At 67.5% G+C, this 18862-nt stretch carries 12 protein-coding genes; 8 read left to right on the plus strand and 4 right to left on the minus strand.

From position 1 onward, the window contains the following. Window positions 1-770 precede the first annotated feature (770 nt). The 3 genes from ACIBPB_RS30700 (at window position 771) to ACIBPB_RS30710 (ending at window position 8082) form a co-directional block, all read left to right on the plus strand. Window positions 771-3884 (plus strand): orotidine 5'-phosphate decarboxylase / HUMPS family protein, encoded by a 3114-nt coding sequence (locus tag ACIBPB_RS30700; protein WP_225319601.1) that lies wholly within the window; start codon window positions 771-773, stop codon window positions 3882-3884. Beyond that, on the plus strand, window positions 3881-4360 hold the full coding sequence (locus ACIBPB_RS30705; protein ID WP_030500428.1) for a GNAT family N-acetyltransferase: 480 nt from the start codon (window positions 3881-3883) through the stop codon (window positions 4358-4360). Before ACIBPB_RS30700 ends, ACIBPB_RS30705 begins: the two co-directional genes overlap by 4 nt. A gap of 1247 nt (window positions 4361-5607) precedes the next feature. Beyond that, complete coding sequence (locus ACIBPB_RS30710) at window positions 5608-8082, plus strand: EAL domain-containing protein (protein WP_052165556.1); 2475 nt, start codon at window positions 5608-5610, stop codon at window positions 8080-8082. Here ACIBPB_RS30710 and ACIBPB_RS30715 read toward each other — a convergent pair. Continuing rightward, complete coding sequence (locus ACIBPB_RS30715) at window positions 8020-9045, minus strand: DUF6545 domain-containing protein (protein ID WP_082171438.1); 1026 nt, start codon at window positions 9043-9045, stop codon at window positions 8020-8022. The two genes, ACIBPB_RS30710 and ACIBPB_RS30715, sit on opposite strands and share 63 nt — an antisense overlap. A 184-nt stretch (window positions 9046-9229) precedes the next feature. Here ACIBPB_RS30715 and ACIBPB_RS30720 point away from each other — a divergent pair, with 184 nt between their 5' ends. Beyond that, window positions 9230-10063, plus strand: coding sequence for an SAM-dependent methyltransferase (locus tag ACIBPB_RS30720; protein ID WP_030500431.1), 834 nt, complete (start codon window positions 9230-9232; stop codon window positions 10061-10063). A gap of 662 nt (window positions 10064-10725) precedes the next feature. Here the strand turns inward: ACIBPB_RS30720 and ACIBPB_RS30725 are convergent. The 3 genes from ACIBPB_RS30725 to ACIBPB_RS30735 form a co-directional block, all read right to left on the minus strand. After that, window positions 10726-12255, minus strand: coding sequence for a hypothetical protein (locus ACIBPB_RS30725; protein ID WP_030500433.1), 1530 nt, complete (start codon window positions 12253-12255; stop codon window positions 10726-10728). Then, the gene (locus tag ACIBPB_RS30730) at window positions 12252-12656 is read right to left on the minus strand and encodes a hypothetical protein (RefSeq protein WP_030500434.1); all 405 of its coding nucleotides are present in this window, start codon (window positions 12654-12656) and stop codon (window positions 12252-12254) included. The genes ACIBPB_RS30725 and ACIBPB_RS30730 overlap by 4 nt, the downstream gene beginning before the upstream one ends. 293 nt (window positions 12657-12949) lie before the next feature. Further along, window positions 12950-13576 carry a hypothetical protein gene (locus tag ACIBPB_RS30735; protein ID WP_148062129.1) on the minus strand — a complete coding sequence of 209 codons (627 nt, stop codon included), beginning with the start codon at window positions 13574-13576 and terminating at the stop codon, window positions 12950-12952. A gap of 1379 nt (window positions 13577-14955) precedes the next feature. Here ACIBPB_RS30735 and ACIBPB_RS30740 point away from each other — a divergent pair. From ACIBPB_RS30740 to ACIBPB_RS30755, 4 genes are all read left to right on the plus strand, one after another. Next, window positions 14956-15588, plus strand: a complete 633-nt coding sequence (locus ACIBPB_RS30740; protein ID WP_225319866.1) for a hypothetical protein — start codon at window positions 14956-14958, stop codon at window positions 15586-15588. A gap of 82 nt (window positions 15589-15670) precedes the next feature. Further along, entirely contained in the window at window positions 15671-16393 is a 723-nt protein-coding gene (locus ACIBPB_RS30745; protein ID WP_030500437.1) for a tryptophan 2,3-dioxygenase family protein, read from the plus strand. Continuing rightward, complete coding sequence (locus ACIBPB_RS30750; protein ID WP_030500438.1) at window positions 16390-17547, plus strand: aminotransferase class V-fold PLP-dependent enzyme; 1158 nt, start codon at window positions 16390-16392, stop codon at window positions 17545-17547. The genes ACIBPB_RS30745 and ACIBPB_RS30750 overlap by 4 nt, the downstream gene beginning before the upstream one ends. After that, window positions 17544-18773 (plus strand): tryptophan 2,3-dioxygenase family protein, encoded by a 1230-nt coding sequence (locus ACIBPB_RS30755; RefSeq protein WP_030500439.1) that lies wholly within the window; start codon window positions 17544-17546, stop codon window positions 18771-18773. The genes ACIBPB_RS30750 and ACIBPB_RS30755 overlap by 4 nt, the downstream gene beginning before the upstream one ends. The last annotated feature ends 89 nt before the right edge of the window (window positions 18774-18862 follow it).

Consider the following 18862-nt stretch of genomic DNA (forward strand, 5'->3'; position numbering starts at 1 on the left):
CGCCCAGTCCTCCACGCTCAGCACCTCCCGATGCTTCCGGAGGGGGTCAACCTTCAGCCGGAACCACGGGGTTAGTTTTCAGGCGGAGCCGACAGAAGGCAGACGCATCGCCGGGAGCTGCTGAAACGGTTGCTAGAGGGGCCAGATCATGGACAAGTCCTGGGCACGGCCGCCGAGGAGTACGGGCGACAGACAAGCGGCGGATGATGGGCCGAGTTCCTCGGGCGCGGCGTCCGCCACCAAATTCGGTGCCGGCGCCGCCGGCTCCAGAACGAGCTGTTCGACGTCCTCGGCATCCACGGCCGCCCAGCTGGCAACCGCAGGGCCCCCGGGTAGTCCCGCTGACCGAGCACCCCGAACGGGCTGCAGCGACGTGCCGCAACCGCGCCAGCGCGGCAGACCCTCGAGGGTGAAGACCCCCGAGACAGTCGATCCGGGCTGCGCCAGCCACTCACTACCGCGGCCGGAAGCGGCACAGCGAGCGCGGTCACGCACGCTGTCGCTTCGCACGTCGACGACCACGAGGACACCTCCACCATCACCGCTGCTCGCAAACGCGAGGGCTGCCACAGCAGTGGAGGTAACGCGAAGTCGCAGCGCCCATCCATCGCCGTGGTTGTCTGTGCGACCAGCCTGCGGGTTCGGCCTGTCCCATGACGATGCGTGGACGTTCTAGTGTTGTCCTAGTTTCAGCTCGTCTGCGCCTGCCGTCGTCTACTACGCTGCCGACTGCGACAATGACGCTGAGTGCATAGCCTGGGGGATATCCCGTGGAGACGGTACGGCGGTGGACCGGCCGCGAGGCGAGAGCACTACGCCTGGCCCTGCGCATGAGCGTGCGCGGCTTCGCCGAGCACTTGGGCGTCAATCCAGCGGCCGTCTCCAACTGGGAAAAGCGCGGTGCCGCGACCCGCATGCGCTATGAGACCCAGCAGATGCTCGATGTCGATCTGGCGCGGTCGCCGATCGAGGTCAAGCAGCGGTTCGCCCAGACCCTTAAAGCATCAGCGGCCGCAGGTTCGAGCGGCTCGCCCCCGCCTGCCGACAGCCCAGGGCCTGCAATACGAGATCTCGGCGCCCGTTCCAGGGAACGGACGGCTGCGATCCTCGCGGCGCTCGGTGGCCAGCAGCCCGACGACCTCGTGTACACGCCTTCGGCCGACGTCCAGCGGCAGGTTGCGGACTTCCTCGCCTCGACGGCGCGCGTCTACCTGGTCGCTGGCCCTCCGGGCTGCGGCAAGACCAGCTTCACGCGCCATCTGGCGTCTCAGGCTCCTGGGGTGGATGTTCAGCTGCTGACTGCGGACTCGTGGACCGAGGACATCGACCTGGCACGGGAGATCCTCCGCTACGGCTCCCTGCCGGCCGGCGAGGATCCGCTGCTGACCCTAGAGGATGAGAGCCGGAGCCTGTCCAGGCCGCTGCTCGTCGTCATCGACAGTCCGCAGTCCCGCGCCGTGGTGGACAAGGTCTGCCGCCAGCTCGACGGCACGCTGCGGCAGGTGCTCTCGGGCAACCTGAGGTTCCTCCTCGTTCTACGCACACCGCCGGACGTCGAGCTCGCGCCCTACCCCGTCCTGGCCGCAGCGGTCATGCCCGGCCAGGATCATGGTGCCGGCCCGTCGCTGCGGCTGGACCGCTGGGACGCCGGCACGGCCCGCGACGTGTGGAACGCGCAGCGGGATGCAAGCGAGCCCCCGTTCGACGCCCTGCCCGCGAAGATTCGTAACTTGGCTCGCCTGCCGCTGTACATGAGCCTCATCCGGGCCGCGAAGTCGACCGAGCCGCTCGGGCAAGCCAACGCCTACCGGCTCGTGGAATTCTGCGTCGCCTCGATCTTGAAGGCGGCGGGCCTGGACGTCGAACGTGCGACGGCGGATCTGACATCACTCGCGCGACGGCAGCTCGCCTCCGCATGGCCGCACCACCTCCTTCCCGCAATCCAAGGCGACCCGCCAGGGAACGTCGGTGACCTCACCGTGTCCTCGGTCGCAAGGCTCGTGCGGTCCGGCCCGTTCGGCGGCTTGATGTTCCATCACGACGTCATTCGTGAGTACCTCTTCGCACGGTGGCTCGCCCAGCTCATCGAGTCCCATGGACGCTCGACCGTCACCATCGAGCTGCTCAACGACCTGGCCGCTCGCACGAGCACGTCGGCCGACCTGCGAGGCGTCCTGGAATTCCTCTTGCAGGGCTTGGATGCGACCTCACCGGAGCTGCTGGCCGCCGTCGCGCAGTCACCGTCGGTCAGCATCACCGAAACGCTGCCACTGATGCTCGACCTCACCAGCGATGCCCCCGCCTTCGCCACGGCCGAGGTGCTGCGCGTGTGCGCCTCCCGGTGCCTGCACGACAACGGCCTTCCCCTCGCCAGAGCCCTCCTGCACACCAGCGCAGCCGCCTCGGCGCTCGGTGCGGAGTACCCCCGGTGGATGCTGCGGGTGCTGCGCCGCTTCGGCCCGGCAGTATGGTCCGACATCGTGGCGTGCGTGGAGACGCGGCTGCCCATCGCGGCCATCCACGACTTCGTCCGGCTCGCGCAACTCGACACCGTGGAAGACGCGGTGTTCATCGCCCGACACTTCTACGTCTTCCTCGCCACCGACGACGGCAGTTCCCAAGAACTGAAGGCACTGCTGGCCCACCCAGACTGGCGAGCCCGGGCCGCCCTCGCCGAGGGCATCCGAGCGGGCCGCGCTATCCCACACCACACGATGGCCTCGATCATGGAAGCGTTGACCGCGGACCGCGACTACAAGGTCCGCGCCGCCGTCGCCGAAGCCGTCGGTCGCTCGACGGCACCCGGCGTCGAACACCTACTTGCCACTCTCCTCGACGACCGGAACTGGCACGTCCGCGAGCGCCTCCTCCAAGGGCTTGCCGCCCGAGTCGGACACGACGACTCGGCCGCCGACCTGGTCATCAGGGCCCAGGGAGCATGGCGAAACGGTCCGCGTAATGTCCGAGTTGCCGCGCAGCGGCTCCTACTCAAATCCGGCAGGCAACCGACCCAGGACGAGGACTCATCTCGCAGCGCCCTGTTCGGCCTGCTACGAGAAATCCGCACCGGCGCCCTACGGCTACCCACGAACGTCCAATCCGCCCTGATCAGCCAGGGTGTCGCCTCGGCGGACTGGCTCGTTCGCACCGAAGCCGACCTGCTCGCCTCGAACGGCACGGCCACGAGCACAGCAACAGGCATCAGCAAGGAAGCCTTCCGCCGTCTCCGAGACAGACGCGCACTTCAAGTCGCGCTCGATGTCCGTGACGTCGACCACGCCATCGCCGTCGCACAGGCTGCCGCTACCGCTGGTGTGCAATTCATCGAGATCGGCGACCCGCTCATCAAGAGCGTCGGAATTCAAGCCATCAGCGCCATCAAGCAGCGAACCCCTGGCGCATGGATCGTCGCCGAGATGATGTCCGCAGACTGGGGACGCGATCAGGTGGTCCTCGCGACCGAGGCCGGAGCTGATGTCGTGCTGCTCATCGGACCCGCCAGCACTGCCAGCGTGTCCGCAGCCGTCGAAGCGAGCAAGCGCCTCGCGGTCCCCATCGTCATCGACGTGCCCGAAGGCCGGCTGATCCAACGCTGGGTCCAGGACATGGAACGCGTGGGAGTCGACGGCTTCGCCATCACCACAAACATCGACCTGGGCGTAGCCGGTTTCCACCCTCTCGACCAGGCGCAACTCATCAGGTCGTGGACCAAGCTGCCGGTCGCGGTCTCCGGAGGCTTCGAACCCACAGATGTCGAAGCCAGCAGACGACGCTCGTGGGACATCCTCGTCGTCGGTCGCGGAGTCACTGACTCCCTGGATCCCGCCGTTGCCGCGCGGGACCTCGCCGCATCGATCGAACTCACCGAAGGAAACCGCTCATGATCATCACCCCACTCACGGTCGACCGTATCCCCGACCTCGAGAAACTGCTGGCACTGGGAGAGCCGTACATCAGGCTTCGTGGTTCATCGGACTACTGGCTGTACGCCACGCTGTTCGCCAATACCTGCCCACTCGCCATCATCGATGGAGAGGTCGTCGGCAGCGTGATCGCCTTCCGAAGCCAGGTCGACCCGTCAGAGATCTACCTGCAGGACGTGATGACGCACCCGAGTCACCGCCGGACAGGAATCACGCGGGCGCTCGTAGAAGAAGTTGACCGCCAAGGCACTCTCTGGGGATGCCGGCGCCTCTTCCTCACATCAGAACCGGAGAACCACGCCGCGCACGGAGCGTGGCTCGCCATGGGCTTCAGCAACGTTCCCGGCGACACGACTGAGCAAGGCGTATCTGTGATCTACGACTACAAGGGGCCGGGGAAGCACCGCGCCGTCTATGAGCGATGGATCGGTGCCTAGCATCAAGTGGCGCGGGCAGGAGGTCGCCGTCGAGATATGTGCACGGCGAGGTAGATCTCGACGACGGTGTGATGTCAGTCGGCGACGGGTCGTACCGGCGAGATCTTCGGCTCGCGCGCAGCCGTGCTCGCTGCGCCGAGACGTGTTCTCCAGCGCCCCGCATGTCGCGCTGTTCTCCTCAACGCGGACAGCTTCCCCTGCCCGTCGAACTCGGGCTGGCGGTCGCACAGCGGCTGCGCCCGCCCCGGTTGGGCGGGCGTAGGTTAAGCGGCGTGTGGTGGAACAGCGGGCTGGTGGTGCAGGCGCAGGAGGCGGGCGCACCATGTCCGCGCGCCGACCTTCCTCGTGCCCGATCCGTGCCGGTAGCCGCTGCGCGATAGCAGCCGTTGAATGAGCTCGGAGGCGCCCAGAACATAGCAGGGCAACGACTACCCGAGGTGTCTTGCATCAGGCGCACTTCCCCGGAGTTGCCGACCCTGGTGATCGTCCGCGGCAACTCGGGCCGCGCCAATCCGGTCGCTCCCACGTTCATGCCCGAACCGGTGCCCCCACTGGGCTGCGAAAGCCTAATGAGCGCCAGTGCGGCACCGGAGCTCTGAGGCGCAGGGGCTACCACTGCCGCCGCCCTACGAACACCGGCCCTTCGACCTCACCGTGACCGACGGCGAACCCTCGCCCGTCGGGTGGACCGTTCGCGATGCACCTCTGGGTCGGCGCACCGAGCCGAGCGACATTGTGGCAGCGCTTCCAGCCCATACTCGGCGACAGCAGGCAGGGTAGGCAGCTCGACGAACGGGTCTCCGCCCTCGGCGCCAGCCCTAGCTGCCCTACCGGCGGCTAACCCGCCGACTCGTTGTACTTGCGCACCACCTCGGGCAGCGCCCGCGACGGCAACTATCGGGAAGGCGGTTACGCGTCGCCATCATTGCATCGCACTCCGTTAGTCGGGTTTCGAGCGCAATGGAATCGATCGAAGCCTTCGGCACTCACGGCTAGTCCCTTACTGCGACTCATCTACGGGCTGTCACGCCGCAGCGTCTCAGTGCGCAATGGATGACCAAAACGACTCTTTGGTGTTGAAACGCACCCTTGCGCGGTCATACGTTCCGGCTGGTGTCGATACAGCGGAGAAAGGGGGTGCTGCAATGCGTAAGGGCGTCGAGTGGGGCTGAACGCCCGCTGCTGGGCTGCTACTGTGGACGATCTACTTGGAAGGGCTGGGGCTGATGATCGCGGGGGACTGATTGATGCCGATCCAGCGTGAGAAGTGGGCGCTGGGCCTGTTTACTTCCATCCTTTTTGCTTCGGCGCTGGCGTGCCTCGTGTGGGCGGTTACACATGCGGGGCAGCCGGCGCTCTACTATTCCGTCTACCTTTTCATGGGCGCAGCGCTCATGGCGGTCGGCGCGATCTGCTCGGCGCCGCTTCCACAACGAGTACCGATCCGGATCACCTTGACGCCCACGGCGTGTCTGGTCTGCGCCTCCGCTCTTCCGGTCCCGTGGGTTGTCCTGTGCACGGCGGTTGGGGTCAGTGTGGCGCGGCTGGTGGTGAGCCGTTCCCGGTCCTCGGGCCTGCACAAGACGATCCACAACAGCAGCATGGATGTGGTCACTGCGGCAGCGGCCGGGTCGGTTATGTATTCCTTTGGCCTTCAGCCCGGTTTCTCCGAAGCCGATGTAGGCGACCCGAATCTGGTTCGGCACATGATCGCGTTCCTTACGGCGGCGGTGGCGGTACTGGCGCTGGAAGAACTGGTCACGATCACGACGGTCAGATTGGCGACAGGGCGGCCGTTCCTGCTTGTTCTACGCCATCTGTGGCGGACTCGCCTGATCGTTGCCGTTGGGGAGATCGTCACCGCAGGTCTTGTTGCGGTCGTTACCGGGCTTGACCTGCGAGCGTTGATAGCGCTGCCGACGGTGATGCTTATCGTGCACCTCGCGTTGACTTATCGACTTCAGATCCGCGAAGAGCGGCGTGCTTGGGAGGACCTGGCGGTGCTGAGCGATGCACTGTCGGCGCGTGACCTCGACTTCGTTCTTCGCACCGCCGCAGCCGGAGCGGTAAGGCTGTTCGGTGCTCGGGCCGCTGACATCGAGATCGATGGCAGCGAACGGCTGGTTCGTGCTGGTGGCGACGCTGGCGATGCGCGGGTGGTGTACGACGGGCCGGCAGCTGACGCTCCCGACATCGTCGAGTCGCGGCCAACGGTGCGGTCCGAGTTCGGGGACAACGCGACCGGGCTGCACGGTGTGGTGCGGCTGTATCTCGCCGGGGTCGGTGATGAACTGTCAGCGCGGGAACGTGTCACCCTACGAACTTTCACTGCGACCCTGGCGACGAGTCTCGACAACGCGCACGCGTACGACCTGCTGGAGCAGGAAGCGCGCCGGCATGAGGTGGCAGCCGCCCAGGATTCGGACACCGGTCTTTGTAATCGCAGAACGCTGCTGGCCCGCGTCGCCGAGATCGCCACCGGGACGTGCCATGTGGTCGCGGTTCGCCTAGAGAACTACGACTTTCTCGCGGACCAGATCGGCAGGGATGCGGCTCTGACGCTGCTGAACGAACTTGCCGGAAGGCTGTGCCATGCCCCAGGGGATCCGGGCTCCGTCGTTGGACGTATCGGCGACGCCGAGTTCGCCCTCATCATGTGGGCCGTGCCGCGGGACGCCGCGTACCAGCGGGCGTGCTGGACCGTCGCGGCACTACGCCGCCCGGTCACCACCGATCGGGGCATGCTCAACGTCCGGGCCAGCGCAGGAATGACATCTGGTGCCGCCGCCGATGTCGCGGAGCTGCTCGTCGCCGCAGAACAGGTGATGTGGCGGGCTATTCGCCGGGGGCAAGACCGTTTGGTGTCATATCACACTGGTCCTGCATACGGCCGCGCCCTGGACCGGGACCTGGTCGACGCACGGATGTCGATCGCGTACGAGCCGATTGTCGACCTCACCACCGGCAGCATTGTGATGATGCAGTCCGTGCCGCGAATCCTCTACTCACGGCACGATGTGCTCGTCGCCGACGAGTACATCTACCAGCTCGTGACGAACCAGGACGGCCTGGAAGCCCTCGCACGAAAGGTGCTCACGCGATCCCTGTCCGCCGCGGTGACCTGGCGGGAGGCGCTGCCGCACGTCGCGCTGGTGGTGCCGGTGCCCGCACGCGCCCTCACCCCCAGATTCGTCGACGGGCTCCGTGATCTCCTGCGCAACCACGCTGTGGCGGGGTCATCTCTGGTACTGGAGCTGGCGCAACCTACTGGCCTGCCCGGCCGCGACGTGACCGACCTGCTCCGGCAGTACGGGGTGCGGCTGTTGCTGGGCAGCTACGGCAGCATTCAGGGCAGCATTCAGACGCTCAACGCCGCCACTTGGAGCTTCCTCCGGCTCGACCCGGCCTACGCACTCGACGCCGGTTGGCGGCCGGCGCAGGCTGTCATCCGCGCGGCAGCCGACCTCGCCTTCGACCTGGACCTCGCGGTCATCGCACCCGGGATAACCGTCGAAGAGGAGCGACACGAGTTGGCGAGGCTCGGCTGCGCACTCGGCGGTGGGCCATTGTTCGGGGGCGAGATGTTCCCGAGTCAAGTTCGGAATCACGCCTCGCTGTGGCAGCCGACGGCCTTGCACGACGGGGCGCAGATCGTGCGCTTACACCGCACGCGCTGGACGACCAGGCCGCGTCGCGCTGTCTGGCAGCGGCATGACGGTTAGACCACGCGCCAACGTCGCAGGGGGAGAGGCCTCGCTGGTATCGGCGGACGCGATCACCGGCACCCAGCAGTCCACCTCGGCGGCGACGAGGGGCGAGTCATGCAGAGCGCGAGACATCCTGGCCAGGCGGCGGGCCTCAGCCCGCACGTCAGTCACGTCCAAGGGCGCGGCGACGAAGGGCGAATCGTCAGCGAGCGGCAGCGCGGCCTGGCGCCGACGCAGCGCGACCGCTACCGTCGCTGCTTCGGCGACTGCAGCTACAGCAGCAGAATCGAGCCGGTATCGCAGGGCTCGCCGCTCCGCGCTGTCGTGAACCTGTCCACTGCACCACGGTCTCAGCAGCCGCAACGCGTCGTGGACCTCGATCACCCGTCGATGGCGGTGGTGTCTACCACCTACCTCTACTGGGACCTGCTCACCCGTGCTCGTGCTGATGATCTTTGCGTCAGGCATACCCGCCCGCAGCGTCATCCACAACTGGGTGACGTGCCAGTCCGCACGAAGGTCCGTCCATCTCCGCGATGACCAGAGCCTCAACGGCATCCGCGAGAGAGCTGCTACCTGCCGCGTAGAAGGTTCGGCGGTGCTGCCAGCGGCGTGGGCCATCTGCTGGCACAGCAGGTCAGCGGCCAACTCGGCTTCAGCCTCTAGCGCAGCATCGACGTCTGCGTGTAGGGCATCGCCGTCGTGATCGAGGACCAGATGTGCGACCTCGTGTAGAACCGTCTGCGCTCGCGCGAGCGTGGGCAGCGCTGCGTCGATGATGATGTAGTCGGCTCCGTCGAGCCGAACGAGTAGACCGGGCGGATGCTCGGCTCCCAGTCGTTCACCGCGTATGTGTAGGGGGCGGCCCCGAACACCCCCGATGGCCTCGCACCACGCGTCCACCGTGTACGGAGCGGGCGGCGGCGGCACGCCAGCCTTGCGCAGACGTCGTGCGAGACGCGCCCGAGCCCAGACCATCCACACCTCCTGACACTACGATCAGTGCCGGACCAAAGGTCAGAGTGTAACGCCCGAACGGTTACCTGCAGGCCCCCTGATCATGAGGGCCCACCGAAATGAGCCTGTTCGACTAGGCTCCGCCTCCACAACGGACGGCGCCGACGGCGTGGCATCACAGGTGCGCAGGGACGGGGAAAGAACAGTGGCCGAAACACAGAAGGATGCACACGGCGCCAGCGGTGGCCGCGCTACCGTCGCACGAATCTATGACTACCTCCTCGGCGGCGATCAGAACTTCCCCGCAGACCGCGAAGCCGCACGACAGCTCGTGCAGGCTGTTCCCGACGCGGCCGACATCGCCTGGTCCAACCGCCTGTTTCTGCGGCGCGCGGTCCGAGTGCTGACCGAAGCGGGCATTCGACAGTTCCTCGACCTCGGCTCTGGCATCCCCACCCAGGGCAACGTGCACGAGATCGTCCAGGCGGTCGACCGCACCAGCAGAGTGCTGTACGTGGACATCGACCCCGTCGCGGTTGTCGCATCCAACGAGCTCTTGATGGGCATCCCGGGCTGCCGGGCCATCGAAGGCGATTTCACCCGTCCCGACCTCATTATCAATGCCCTCCACGAGGGTGACCTCGCCAGCGTGATCGACCTCGACCAGCCCACCGCGCTGCTCTATTGCGCGGTGCTGCAGCAGGTGCCCGACGATCGGATCGATGAAGTCGTGGCACCAATCCGTGACCGGCTTGTCCCCGGCAGCGCGATGGTGCTCTCGCACCTGAGTGCGGCGGCTGTTACGGACACATATAAAGAGTCGAGCGTGTCAACGGCGAAGAGTGTGTTTCGCACCCAAGCGGCAACCGAGATCACCCTCCGCACAGACGCGCAGCTCACCGCGCTCTTCGGCGACTACACGCTCATGGCGCCAGGCCTCGTGCCGCTCGGCGAATGGCGACCCGAGTTGAGCGAGCCGGACCCCTACGCCGCGACGCCCGCGCGTTCACCGATGCGGGGTGCCGTGGGGACCAACTGACCGCTGAGACCAAGACGGGCGCGAGATCGGGAGCCGAATGTCCTAGGCGCTCGCGATACTGGCGGCTATGGCAACCGGAGCGACCTGCCCACACTGCGGCTCCACTGGAATGCGCGCCCTGCCTGCGGTGCGCGCAACGGGGGCGCGAGTGGCGCGTACGTCCACGACGACACTGGCGGGGGAATGCTCGCCGTACCCAGCCGCAGTGCCACGGCGTCGTCGAGCCTTCTGGCTGTGCAACTACGGCCCCCTCCTCACCCCCGTTCGGCGTTGCGGCCATCGGCAGTAGCAGCAGCATGTGCGGGAATCGTGGTCTTCATCAGCTACGGGCTGCTGGCCGCACCATCGCCCTCCGCGCAGGACTCTGCTGCGGGTATGTTCGCAGCGGCGGTTCTGGCCGCTGTGGGCGGCGTCGCTGGGTTGCTCGCGGGTGTCCTCCGGCACCGTGCCCAGGGATCGCGCGCGGTGACAGAGCGGGCGATGTGGGTGTGGCGCTCAGCGTCCTGGTGTCGAAGCTGTCACCACGTGGTCCTGCTGGTCCCCGGCGCTGACCGTCGGGTCATCGTGAGCGCGGAGCACGCCTACCAAGCGGTTCGCGACCTCGCGCGAGCGGATGCCGCTGGGGCCCTCCGGCCGGCTCGCTGAGGATACGGAAGGTACACCTAAAGTCCCGGCCCGTTGAGGCCCTGGTGGTAGTCAAGCAGTGGCTCGTCGGCCTGCTGCTGCGCGATGGTGGTTTGCCGGTGGTGGGGCTGGAAGCGCGATTGTTGGAACGGCTTGTGTGACCGGATCTGCAGAGGATGCTGGTCTGGGATGGCGGGAGTCGAAGCTGTGACTGCGCTGCGGCGAAGTCGGGCGCGCAGTTCACGGCGGCTTGCTTCGTTGGGAGGGTCTGACTCGTTGATTCCGGGGAGGGCGGCGACACCGGCTTCGCGGGCCATCCAGCTGGCGTGGCTACGTAGTTGGCTGGTGGCGCTGCGTAGCACGATGCCTTGTGGGCTGGCTGGGCCGGCCTTGATCCAGAGGGCTCGTCTTGCGGGTTCGCCGGCGAGTGCGGGCCGCTGTCGGGGATCAAGTTCGAGGAAGGCGCCGCGGTGCAGGGCGGCCAGGGCTGCGCGGTGGACGAGGGTGGCAAAGTCGGGCATCCTGGCGGCGAGCTCGAGGCCAAGGGTCAGCCAGGCGGCGGCGTCGGGACTGTTCCGGAGGGTGTCAGGGTCGCGCCAGCCGCCGTCAGGGCGTAGCTGCTTGCGGAGCCAGGCTTCGGCAGCGGTGAGAACGGCGGGTCCGATGCCGGGCTCGGGCCTGGTGAGGCTGTGCAGGTGGCCGGCAGCCCGGGCTGCGATACGCCAGGCTCCGGCGAGGGAGCCGATGGCGCCGGTGTTGGTGCGGTCGTCTGCGAGGCCGACCAGGTAGTCGGTCTCGTAGGACAAGGCGAGACCGGTACGGGTGAGTGCGTTGAGGTCGGCCGCGGTGAGGCTGCCGTGGTGCTGCACCAGCCAGGCACGTGTGACGTCCATGGCGGTCAGGCAGTCGGCTGGGGAGTTGAGCGCGGTCCATCTCTCTGCGAGGTCGGTAAGGGGAGGAGGCTGGAGGTGGTAGATGGGGGTGCGCCCGAGTGTGCGGCGGATGGCGCTCGCGGCGGGGTATAGGACGGCACTCGCGGTGCGGGCGTCGGCTATCGCGGTGCGCACGATGGGTTGGTGGCTACCCGCGGTGTATCCGGCTTCCAGCCAGCCGGCAAGGATGCGATCAGCTTCGCTGGCCGCGCGGGCGAGTTGGGCGAGGTGCGTAAGGTTCTGAACGCGATTAATCCCGGCCAGAATCGCGTGGCCTTCCGAGGATCGGGGGCGTCCGCTTGCTGGGTCGAAGTGGCTATTCAGGATTTCGCTGGCGGCACGGGCAGAATCTGCTGCCTGGCGCAGCGCGACCGCCACCGGATGAATGGAAGGCGGCGGCAGAGGAAGATCGGATGCCGTGGTTTGGGTAGCCTGTGAGAGCAGTCCGCCGAATTCCGTTTCGTCTCCCCTTGCGGTGAGGCGGGCCACTTGCCGCTCGATTGCCCTGTAGAGATGTGTGCGGGCGATGGCTGCGGCGGCGTAGTCAGCGATCCCGCCGGGGTCTGGGTTCTGGAGGGTGACTTGCACGGTGGCCAGAGCCTGAGCGGTCTCGTCGAGATGATGGCCGTAGGTCACGGCAGTTCCTGTAATGCGCGGGCGATGTGCTGTGCGACTGAGCTCCACGTCAGCCGTCGCCACGGTGGCTCGCTGTCTCGACCGGCGGCGGAGGTGTACAAGGCAGCCAGTGTGGTGAGCAACGCGCGGAGTGGTTGGCTTATGGTTGCGGCGGCGTCCTCGTCGATGTCAGATGCGTCGAGGGGAAGGATCAGCTCGCCGGGCAGGTCTTGGGTGAGCCGGTCGATACCCTCGGCGATGCTGAGGCTGGCAAATGTCCATCGGTCCGGATCGTCTTTCGCGACGGCGGCAACGAAGTCTGCCACTTTATAGGCGATCACAAGAGCGCTAAGTGCCTCAACTCCGTCGGGGTCTGAATCGTCGGTCAGAATCCGCTGTGCGTAGAGGATGTTTTCGGTCATATGGCTACCCTGCCCTTCGCGGGTGTGGGGATCAACCGGCAGTTGCCAGCCTGTGGATAACGGGGACCTGTTCCACAGATCGTGTTGCTCTTTACTTGGCGGTTCACGGCGGTGCGCACCTGGCTCTGCGGTAGGGCTCGCATGCGGTCCTGATTAGCGTGACCTGACGCTGCGTGTGGCGGAGGGTGGCGAGATCGAAATTCGGTCGCAGTTCGACGTTGGTCGGTTCCCGGAATGAGTGGGAGTGCCACTCCGGCAGGTTTGCTGCTGCGAGAATTGCGCTGGGCCGATGGTCAGCTGGCTTGGTTCCAGAGGTCGCGTAGTGGCACCCAGGAGGAGCCCAAGTCCTCCGACCAGTAGGCGAGGAAAACTCCCGCGATTGGCTGAGTCGGGTCGCTCCACCACACGGCCACGACGACTTGCCCCGCGCGCTCTCCCGATGGGATCTCGTAGGCGTACTCGATGTACTGCACCTTGCGGGAGCCGCCGGGAGCGATCCGATCGACCGGGGGAGTGGCACCGGGAGCGAGCTTCGGCGCATTTGCAGCCTGCGCCCGGTACCGGGCCTGTGCGCGGTCGCGGTCAGCGAGGGTGTGGTAGGAGATCCAGTAGGTAGTGATGAAGCCGGCCGTGCAGCGTGTGCGGCTCTGCTCGCCGGTGCTGCGTTGTGGACCGCCGCTGCTGACATCAGTAATGCAATCGCTGACCGTGGGTAGCCACGGCTCGGCGAAGTCGGCGATGGCCGGGGCCGGGAAGCGAGCACGATTGAGCGCTGCTTGGCGCCGCGCCAATGGTTCACGCGTGGGCGAATGCGAGGAGGCCACTGCGGGTGGCTTGTCGTCGTGCGGCTGGCTGCCCCACCAATTAAGACCGAACGCGGCGGCTGCGCCAGCAAGTGCGACGGCCACGCCCACGGCCACTGCGAGAACGGACCGCGGGGACTGGCGCCGAGATCTGGTTCTGCCGGTATTCACCGCGGGCCCTGCGTCGTTCAGCACGCGTCGAGCGCCGGTGGTGCTGGTCGGACTCGTCCGTACGGGTGGGACGGCAGGCGCCCGGCCAGGTGCGGTGGCTGGCACGTCACCGTACGAGACCGGCCAGATTGCCTGGTCCGGGCGCTGCTTGGTCAACGATCAACTCCTCCCGTTCGACCGCCGCCATCCCTGCGGTTACTGCCGTTGGTGGCGCCCTGGCTCATCGAGCCGTCGACGGCCGGCGACGACTAGGCCGATGCCGGCGGCCAGTGCCGTGGCGCCAAGTCCGAAGATTCGGGTTAGGTTCGCGCCGGTCACCGGCAGGGACGGTCCCGACGGCGCCTCGGGGCCCGTCCCCACTCCGCCCTCACCACCCGGGTATCCGCCAGGCCGCGACGCCCCAGCTCCAGCCGAGCGGCTGGCCGATGGCCGCGCTGACCCGCTGCTTGGGCGTGGGGCGGAGGGCGACTGTGGCGGCGCCGTGCTCGGGTCGGGTACAGGCGGTGGGGTCGCGGGATCAGGCCCGGGAGGAATCGTCGGGTCCGGATCCGGCGGCGGATTCGTCGGCTCAGGTTCGTGGGTCGGTGTCGGCTCCAGAGCGGGCGGACCGCTCTCGGCCTGGGACGGATTCGGCTCGGGCTGTGTCGTCATGGCGGCCGAGGACGTGCTGGTTTGAGTGGCTTCGGCAAAGGCTGGAGACGGCAAAGCGAATCCCGCCGCAGCCAGTCCGACGATGATAGCGGACCAGCCGGAAAAGCGTTGGATTGTTCCTCTCGGTTGGCGTATCACGAACTAGTCCTCCCCCCGTTGATGTTCTGATGATCGCTGCTCGGCGCAGATTTTGGACTGCGGATGAACCTGTCGGCACGCTAGCGAAAGGCTGTCACGCAAGCCAGCGACAGTTCGAGTTGACTCACCCATCTTCAAGGCTTTTTCGCTGCTCAGGGCAATGGCCGCATCCCCGCAAAAGGCGGGTAGATTCGGCTAGGGCTAGCCGTATGAGTGGACACGAGCGCTGCCGTCATGCTGAGTTGTTAATGCTTGGCGCGGCTCCAAGGACGGGGGAGGGGCACCGCCAATACCGGTCGCGGGACCCGTGACTGGCTTATCACCGTGCCCCGGGAAAGGCTAAGGCCGTCAGCATGAATCGTGTCAGCACATTGATGCCGCAATGCCGAAGTACTGCTCTGGGCGTAGGCGACGGCACTGAGAGTCGCCCCGACGATGCATCGCGACCCAGCTCCCTTACCCACGTGCTGCCCGCGGGTGACGTGGCAGCGGAGCGGAAGCTTCCGCAGCATCCCCGAGATGGCAGGAGCCCGACCATGCTGGCATCGGGACGCCGCCTCACCCGTGTGGGGCTCGGACTCGTTATCGCGACGATGATCGCCGGCGCTGGATGCTCGCAGGCCGAACGAGCCTCGCAGCAGCCGGCTTCTCGCGGGACCTCGTCTGCCGCCGCCCCGTCGAGCGCCGTTTCGCCCTCGACGCCACTGGCGGCTGCGGAAACCTACCGTCACGTCGAAAAGCTGTGCCAGGTGCTCAAGCCCTCTGCGTTGCGCGAGTCGCTCGGGCCCGTCAGTAACGAACGAAGCGAGGTGCGGCAAGCGAGTGCTGACACCAACATGACGTGCACCATGACGGTAGGGCGGTTGCCCGACGGCCTGGTAGTGGTGATCACGGCTACGGTCGGCGGCCCCGCCTCGGGTCAGCCGATGTACGAGGGACTGCGGAGCGTCCAGGAAGACAGCGGCCCGGTCACCGACATCAGCGGCCTCGGCGCAGCTGCCTACACCTACAGCGATGAGCTGACTGGCATCCACGTCGTGACCTACGACGACAACCTCTACCTAACTATCGCGGCAGCCCCGCTGCGCCTCGGCGCGCCCATGCCCCGTGACATCGTCGCTCGCCTTACCAGGGTCGCAGGTACGGCCGTGTCCGCACTACGTGCCTGAACCTCTCCACGCCTGCGCTCCAGCCTCCTGCCATGTGTTCCGCCGTGCCCGACGTACCTGACGAATCTGCCCGGAGGACATCGTGTCCGCGACATCCCTACCCGCCGTGCTGCCCGGATCCGGCGCAACCGATTACGCCCGCTACATGCGCATCGACGACCTGCTGTCCTTGCAGAAGGGACCGGGGGAGTGGGTACACCCTGACGAACTGTTGTTCCAAGTCGTGCACCAGAGCAGTGAACTGTGGCTCAAGCTCACCCGCTCACATCTCGCCAGGGCCCTCGCGCACATAGCCGCAGAGCAACCGTCCGCGGCGGAACTCCTCCTCCGTCGGGCTGCGGAAGCGCTGAGGCTCATCACCGAGCACCTGCGCATCCTGCGGTCACTGCCACCGGCGCAGTTCGCCGTCATCCGGACCGCGCTCGGCAACGGGTCAGGGTTCGAAAGCCCCGGGTGGCGGCTTCTCCGCGAAGCGACCACGGAGCTGGACATCGCGTTCGCCCGGCTGCTGTCCTCGCTGCGCCTCACCCCCATCGACCTGTATCGGGGACAGCCGTCGGACCCGCTGTACCGGCTCGCCGAGGCGCTGGTGGAGCTGGACGAGCGGATCGCGCTGTGGCGCACCGAGCACTACAGCGTCGCCACCCGTGTCATCGGTCAAGGCGTGCTCGGCACGGGCCGTACCCCGGTTGACAGCCTCACCAAGCTCATCGCCCACCGCCGGTTTCCGACGCTGTGGGAAGCCCGCAGCGAACTCACTGAAGCGTTCTCGCGCGTGGCCTGTCCCCGGCAGGTGCAGCCGTGACCGCCGCGGCACTGACCCGACCCGCGTTGCTCCGGCAGCGGTTGGCCACGCCATCCGGCAGCGCCCACCTGGCGGCGTGCAGCATCGCCCCCCGCACCCTCGACCTGGAACAGGCTGTTGCCCGGATGCTCAACGACCTCTCGCGGCCCGGCTTCTGGCAAGCATGCGAGGAGCAGGTCGCCCGGGCCCGCCAGCTGTTCGCCCGCCTCATCGGCGCCGACGCCGACCAGGTCGCGATCCTGCCCAACGCCAGCATTGCCGCGCACCAGGCGGCATCCGGCCGCCGGTGGCGACGACGCCGGGAAATCCTCACCACCCGCGCCGAGTTCCCGGGAATCGCGCACATCTGGATGGCCCAACCCGGTGCGCAGGTGCGCTGGTGTGGCACGCCCGACGGAACGGTGCACACCGGCGACTACCTGTCGGCGATCACACCCCGTACCGCGCTGGTGTCAGTGCCCGCCGTCACCTACCGCGAGGCCATCCGCCTCGACATCGCACGTATCGCCGATGCCGCGCACGACACCGGTGCTGCCGTATTCGTTGACGCCTACCAGGCCGCCGGCGTCATCCCCCTCGACGTCGACGCCCTGCGCTGCGACTACCTCGTCACCGGCACCGGAAAATATCTGCTCGGGCTGCCCGGCCTGGCGTTCCTCTACGTCCGGCATCCTGGCGGACAGCCGCCGGCGCTCACCGGCTGGCTCGGCCGCATCGACCCCCATGCCTTTCGCACCACCGTCCTGGACTCGCCACCGCACGCCCGGCGCTACGAGACCGGCACCCCCGCCGCAGCCGCCGTCTACGCCGCCGTCGCCGGCCTGTCCCTGATCGGTGACCTCAACCTGCGGCAGGTACGCCACCACACCCAGCGGCTCATCGCCATGACCGCGCAGCGGCTGGCCGCCCAGGGCGAGGTCGTGCGTCTGGCCGCCGACGTCAACGCGCAAGGCGCCCACCTGGCGCTCATCGAGCCACACGCGGAGGCGATGGCCGCCTGGCTCGGACACCGCGGCGTCATCACCGCGCCCCGTAGAGGTGTCCTGCGCCTGGCCATGCACGCCTACACCACCAACGAGGACATCGACGCCGTATGCGAGGCGATCGCCGCGTACCGGTGCCGCAGCCGCACCCGCCCTGGAGCGGCCCGATGAATCCCGAGCCGCTGCACCGCTGGCTGGCCCACCGCCGGCCCACCACACACCGCTTCCCTTACGACAGTGTCGTCGACGCCTACCTCTACTACGGCAAGCACTTCATCCCCGAGACGTGGACCACGCCGCTGCGCTCCGCCCGTGAGCGCCTGCCCGAGGTGTCCGGGCCGCGCGCATACCTGGCCGACTTCCTGGCCGTCGCCCTCGACAAGGTCGACGGCAAGTACGACTACCGCACCTACCTCGCCCTGCCCCTCCTACCCATACCTGACGCGGAGAGCAACGCCGGACCGGCAGACCAGCTGCTGGCCCGCCGCGACCACCTGCACACCTTGCTCCTGACGGACCTCATCTCCTTCGAGCTGCGCGCCCTCGACAGCACCGGGGCGCCGCTGCCCCAGATGCGTCCCGACGCGATGGTGGTGAGGAAACGGGTGCGACATGCGGTACGCGCCGCTGCTCCCGCACTGCGCCGGCTCAGCTTCGACATCCCTGCCGCCGGCGATCCGATGGCGCTGGCCCGCCGCCTGACCGCGCTGACCGCGATCGATCGCACCGCGGGTGACCGGCTGATGCTGCGGACCACCATGCTGCCGGTCGAGCGCGTCCACGACGAGTACCTGTTTATCCGGGTCCTGCAAGCCTTTGAGTCCACCCTCGCCCTGCTCGCCGTGGACCTCACCGCGGCCATCACCGCCGTGGACGAAGAACGTCTGCCCGCGGCCGGCACGCGCCTGTCCTTCGCGGCCTCGCTTCTGCGCGAGACCGCACCGCTGTGGTCGCTGTTGGCCACCATGCAACCGGAGGCGTTCCACGCCTTCCGCGTCTACACCGACGGGGCAAGCGCGATCCAGTCCCGCGCCTACAAGCTGGTCGAATCGCTGTGCCGCACACCCGACCCGCAGCGTCTGCACTCGGCGGCGTACCTGTCCGTGCCCGACGTGTACGCCCGCGTCAGCAACGGACAGCGCAGTCTCGACGAAGCCCTCGACGCCATCCGCGCCGACCATCGGGCACTCGCGCAAACGCCCATTCTGGCCGACGGGATGCGGCAGTTCGCCGCCGCCGTGCGCCAATGGCGGCGCACCCACTACCGCCTCGCCGTGCGAATGCTCGGCACCGAACGACCAGGCACCGGCGCCACGCCGGGAACGCCTTACCTCCTCCACGGCCGCGACCAAAAGGTCTTCCGCAACAGCGACGCCCACGATCCTGAGGAGCGGTGACCGATGACTGCGCCATCGACCGTGCGCCGACGGGCGGACATGCCCCACGATCAGCTGCCAGCCCAAGCCCACGCCTTCCTCCGCCAACG

The sequence above is a fragment of the Micromonospora sp. NPDC049836 genome (genome assembly GCF_044465125.1).
GTDB lineage: Bacteria > Actinomycetota > Actinomycetes > Mycobacteriales > Micromonosporaceae > Micromonospora.

What these genes read in the sequence shown, in the direction of transcription:
- ACIBPB_RS30705 (WP_030500428.1), top strand. Translation starts at nt 3,881, where the DNA reads ATGATCATCACCCCACTCACGGTCGACCGTATCCCCGACCTCGAGAAA.
- ACIBPB_RS30710 (WP_052165556.1), top strand. Translation starts at nt 5,608, where the DNA reads ATGCCGATCCAGCGTGAGAAGTGGGCGCTGGGCCTGTTTACTTCCATC.
- ACIBPB_RS30715 (WP_082171438.1), bottom strand. Translation starts at nt 9,045, where the DNA reads ATGGTCTGGGCTCGGGCGCGTCTCGCACGACGTCTGCGCAAGGCTGGC.
- ACIBPB_RS30730 (WP_030500434.1), bottom strand. Translation starts at nt 12,656, where the DNA reads ATGACCGAAAACATCCTCTACGCACAGCGGATTCTGACCGACGATTCA.
- ACIBPB_RS30740 (WP_225319866.1), top strand. Translation starts at nt 14,956, where the DNA reads ATGCTGGCATCGGGACGCCGCCTCACCCGTGTGGGGCTCGGACTCGTT.
- ACIBPB_RS30755 (WP_030500439.1), top strand. Translation starts at nt 17,544, where the DNA reads ATGAATCCCGAGCCGCTGCACCGCTGGCTGGCCCACCGCCGGCCCACC.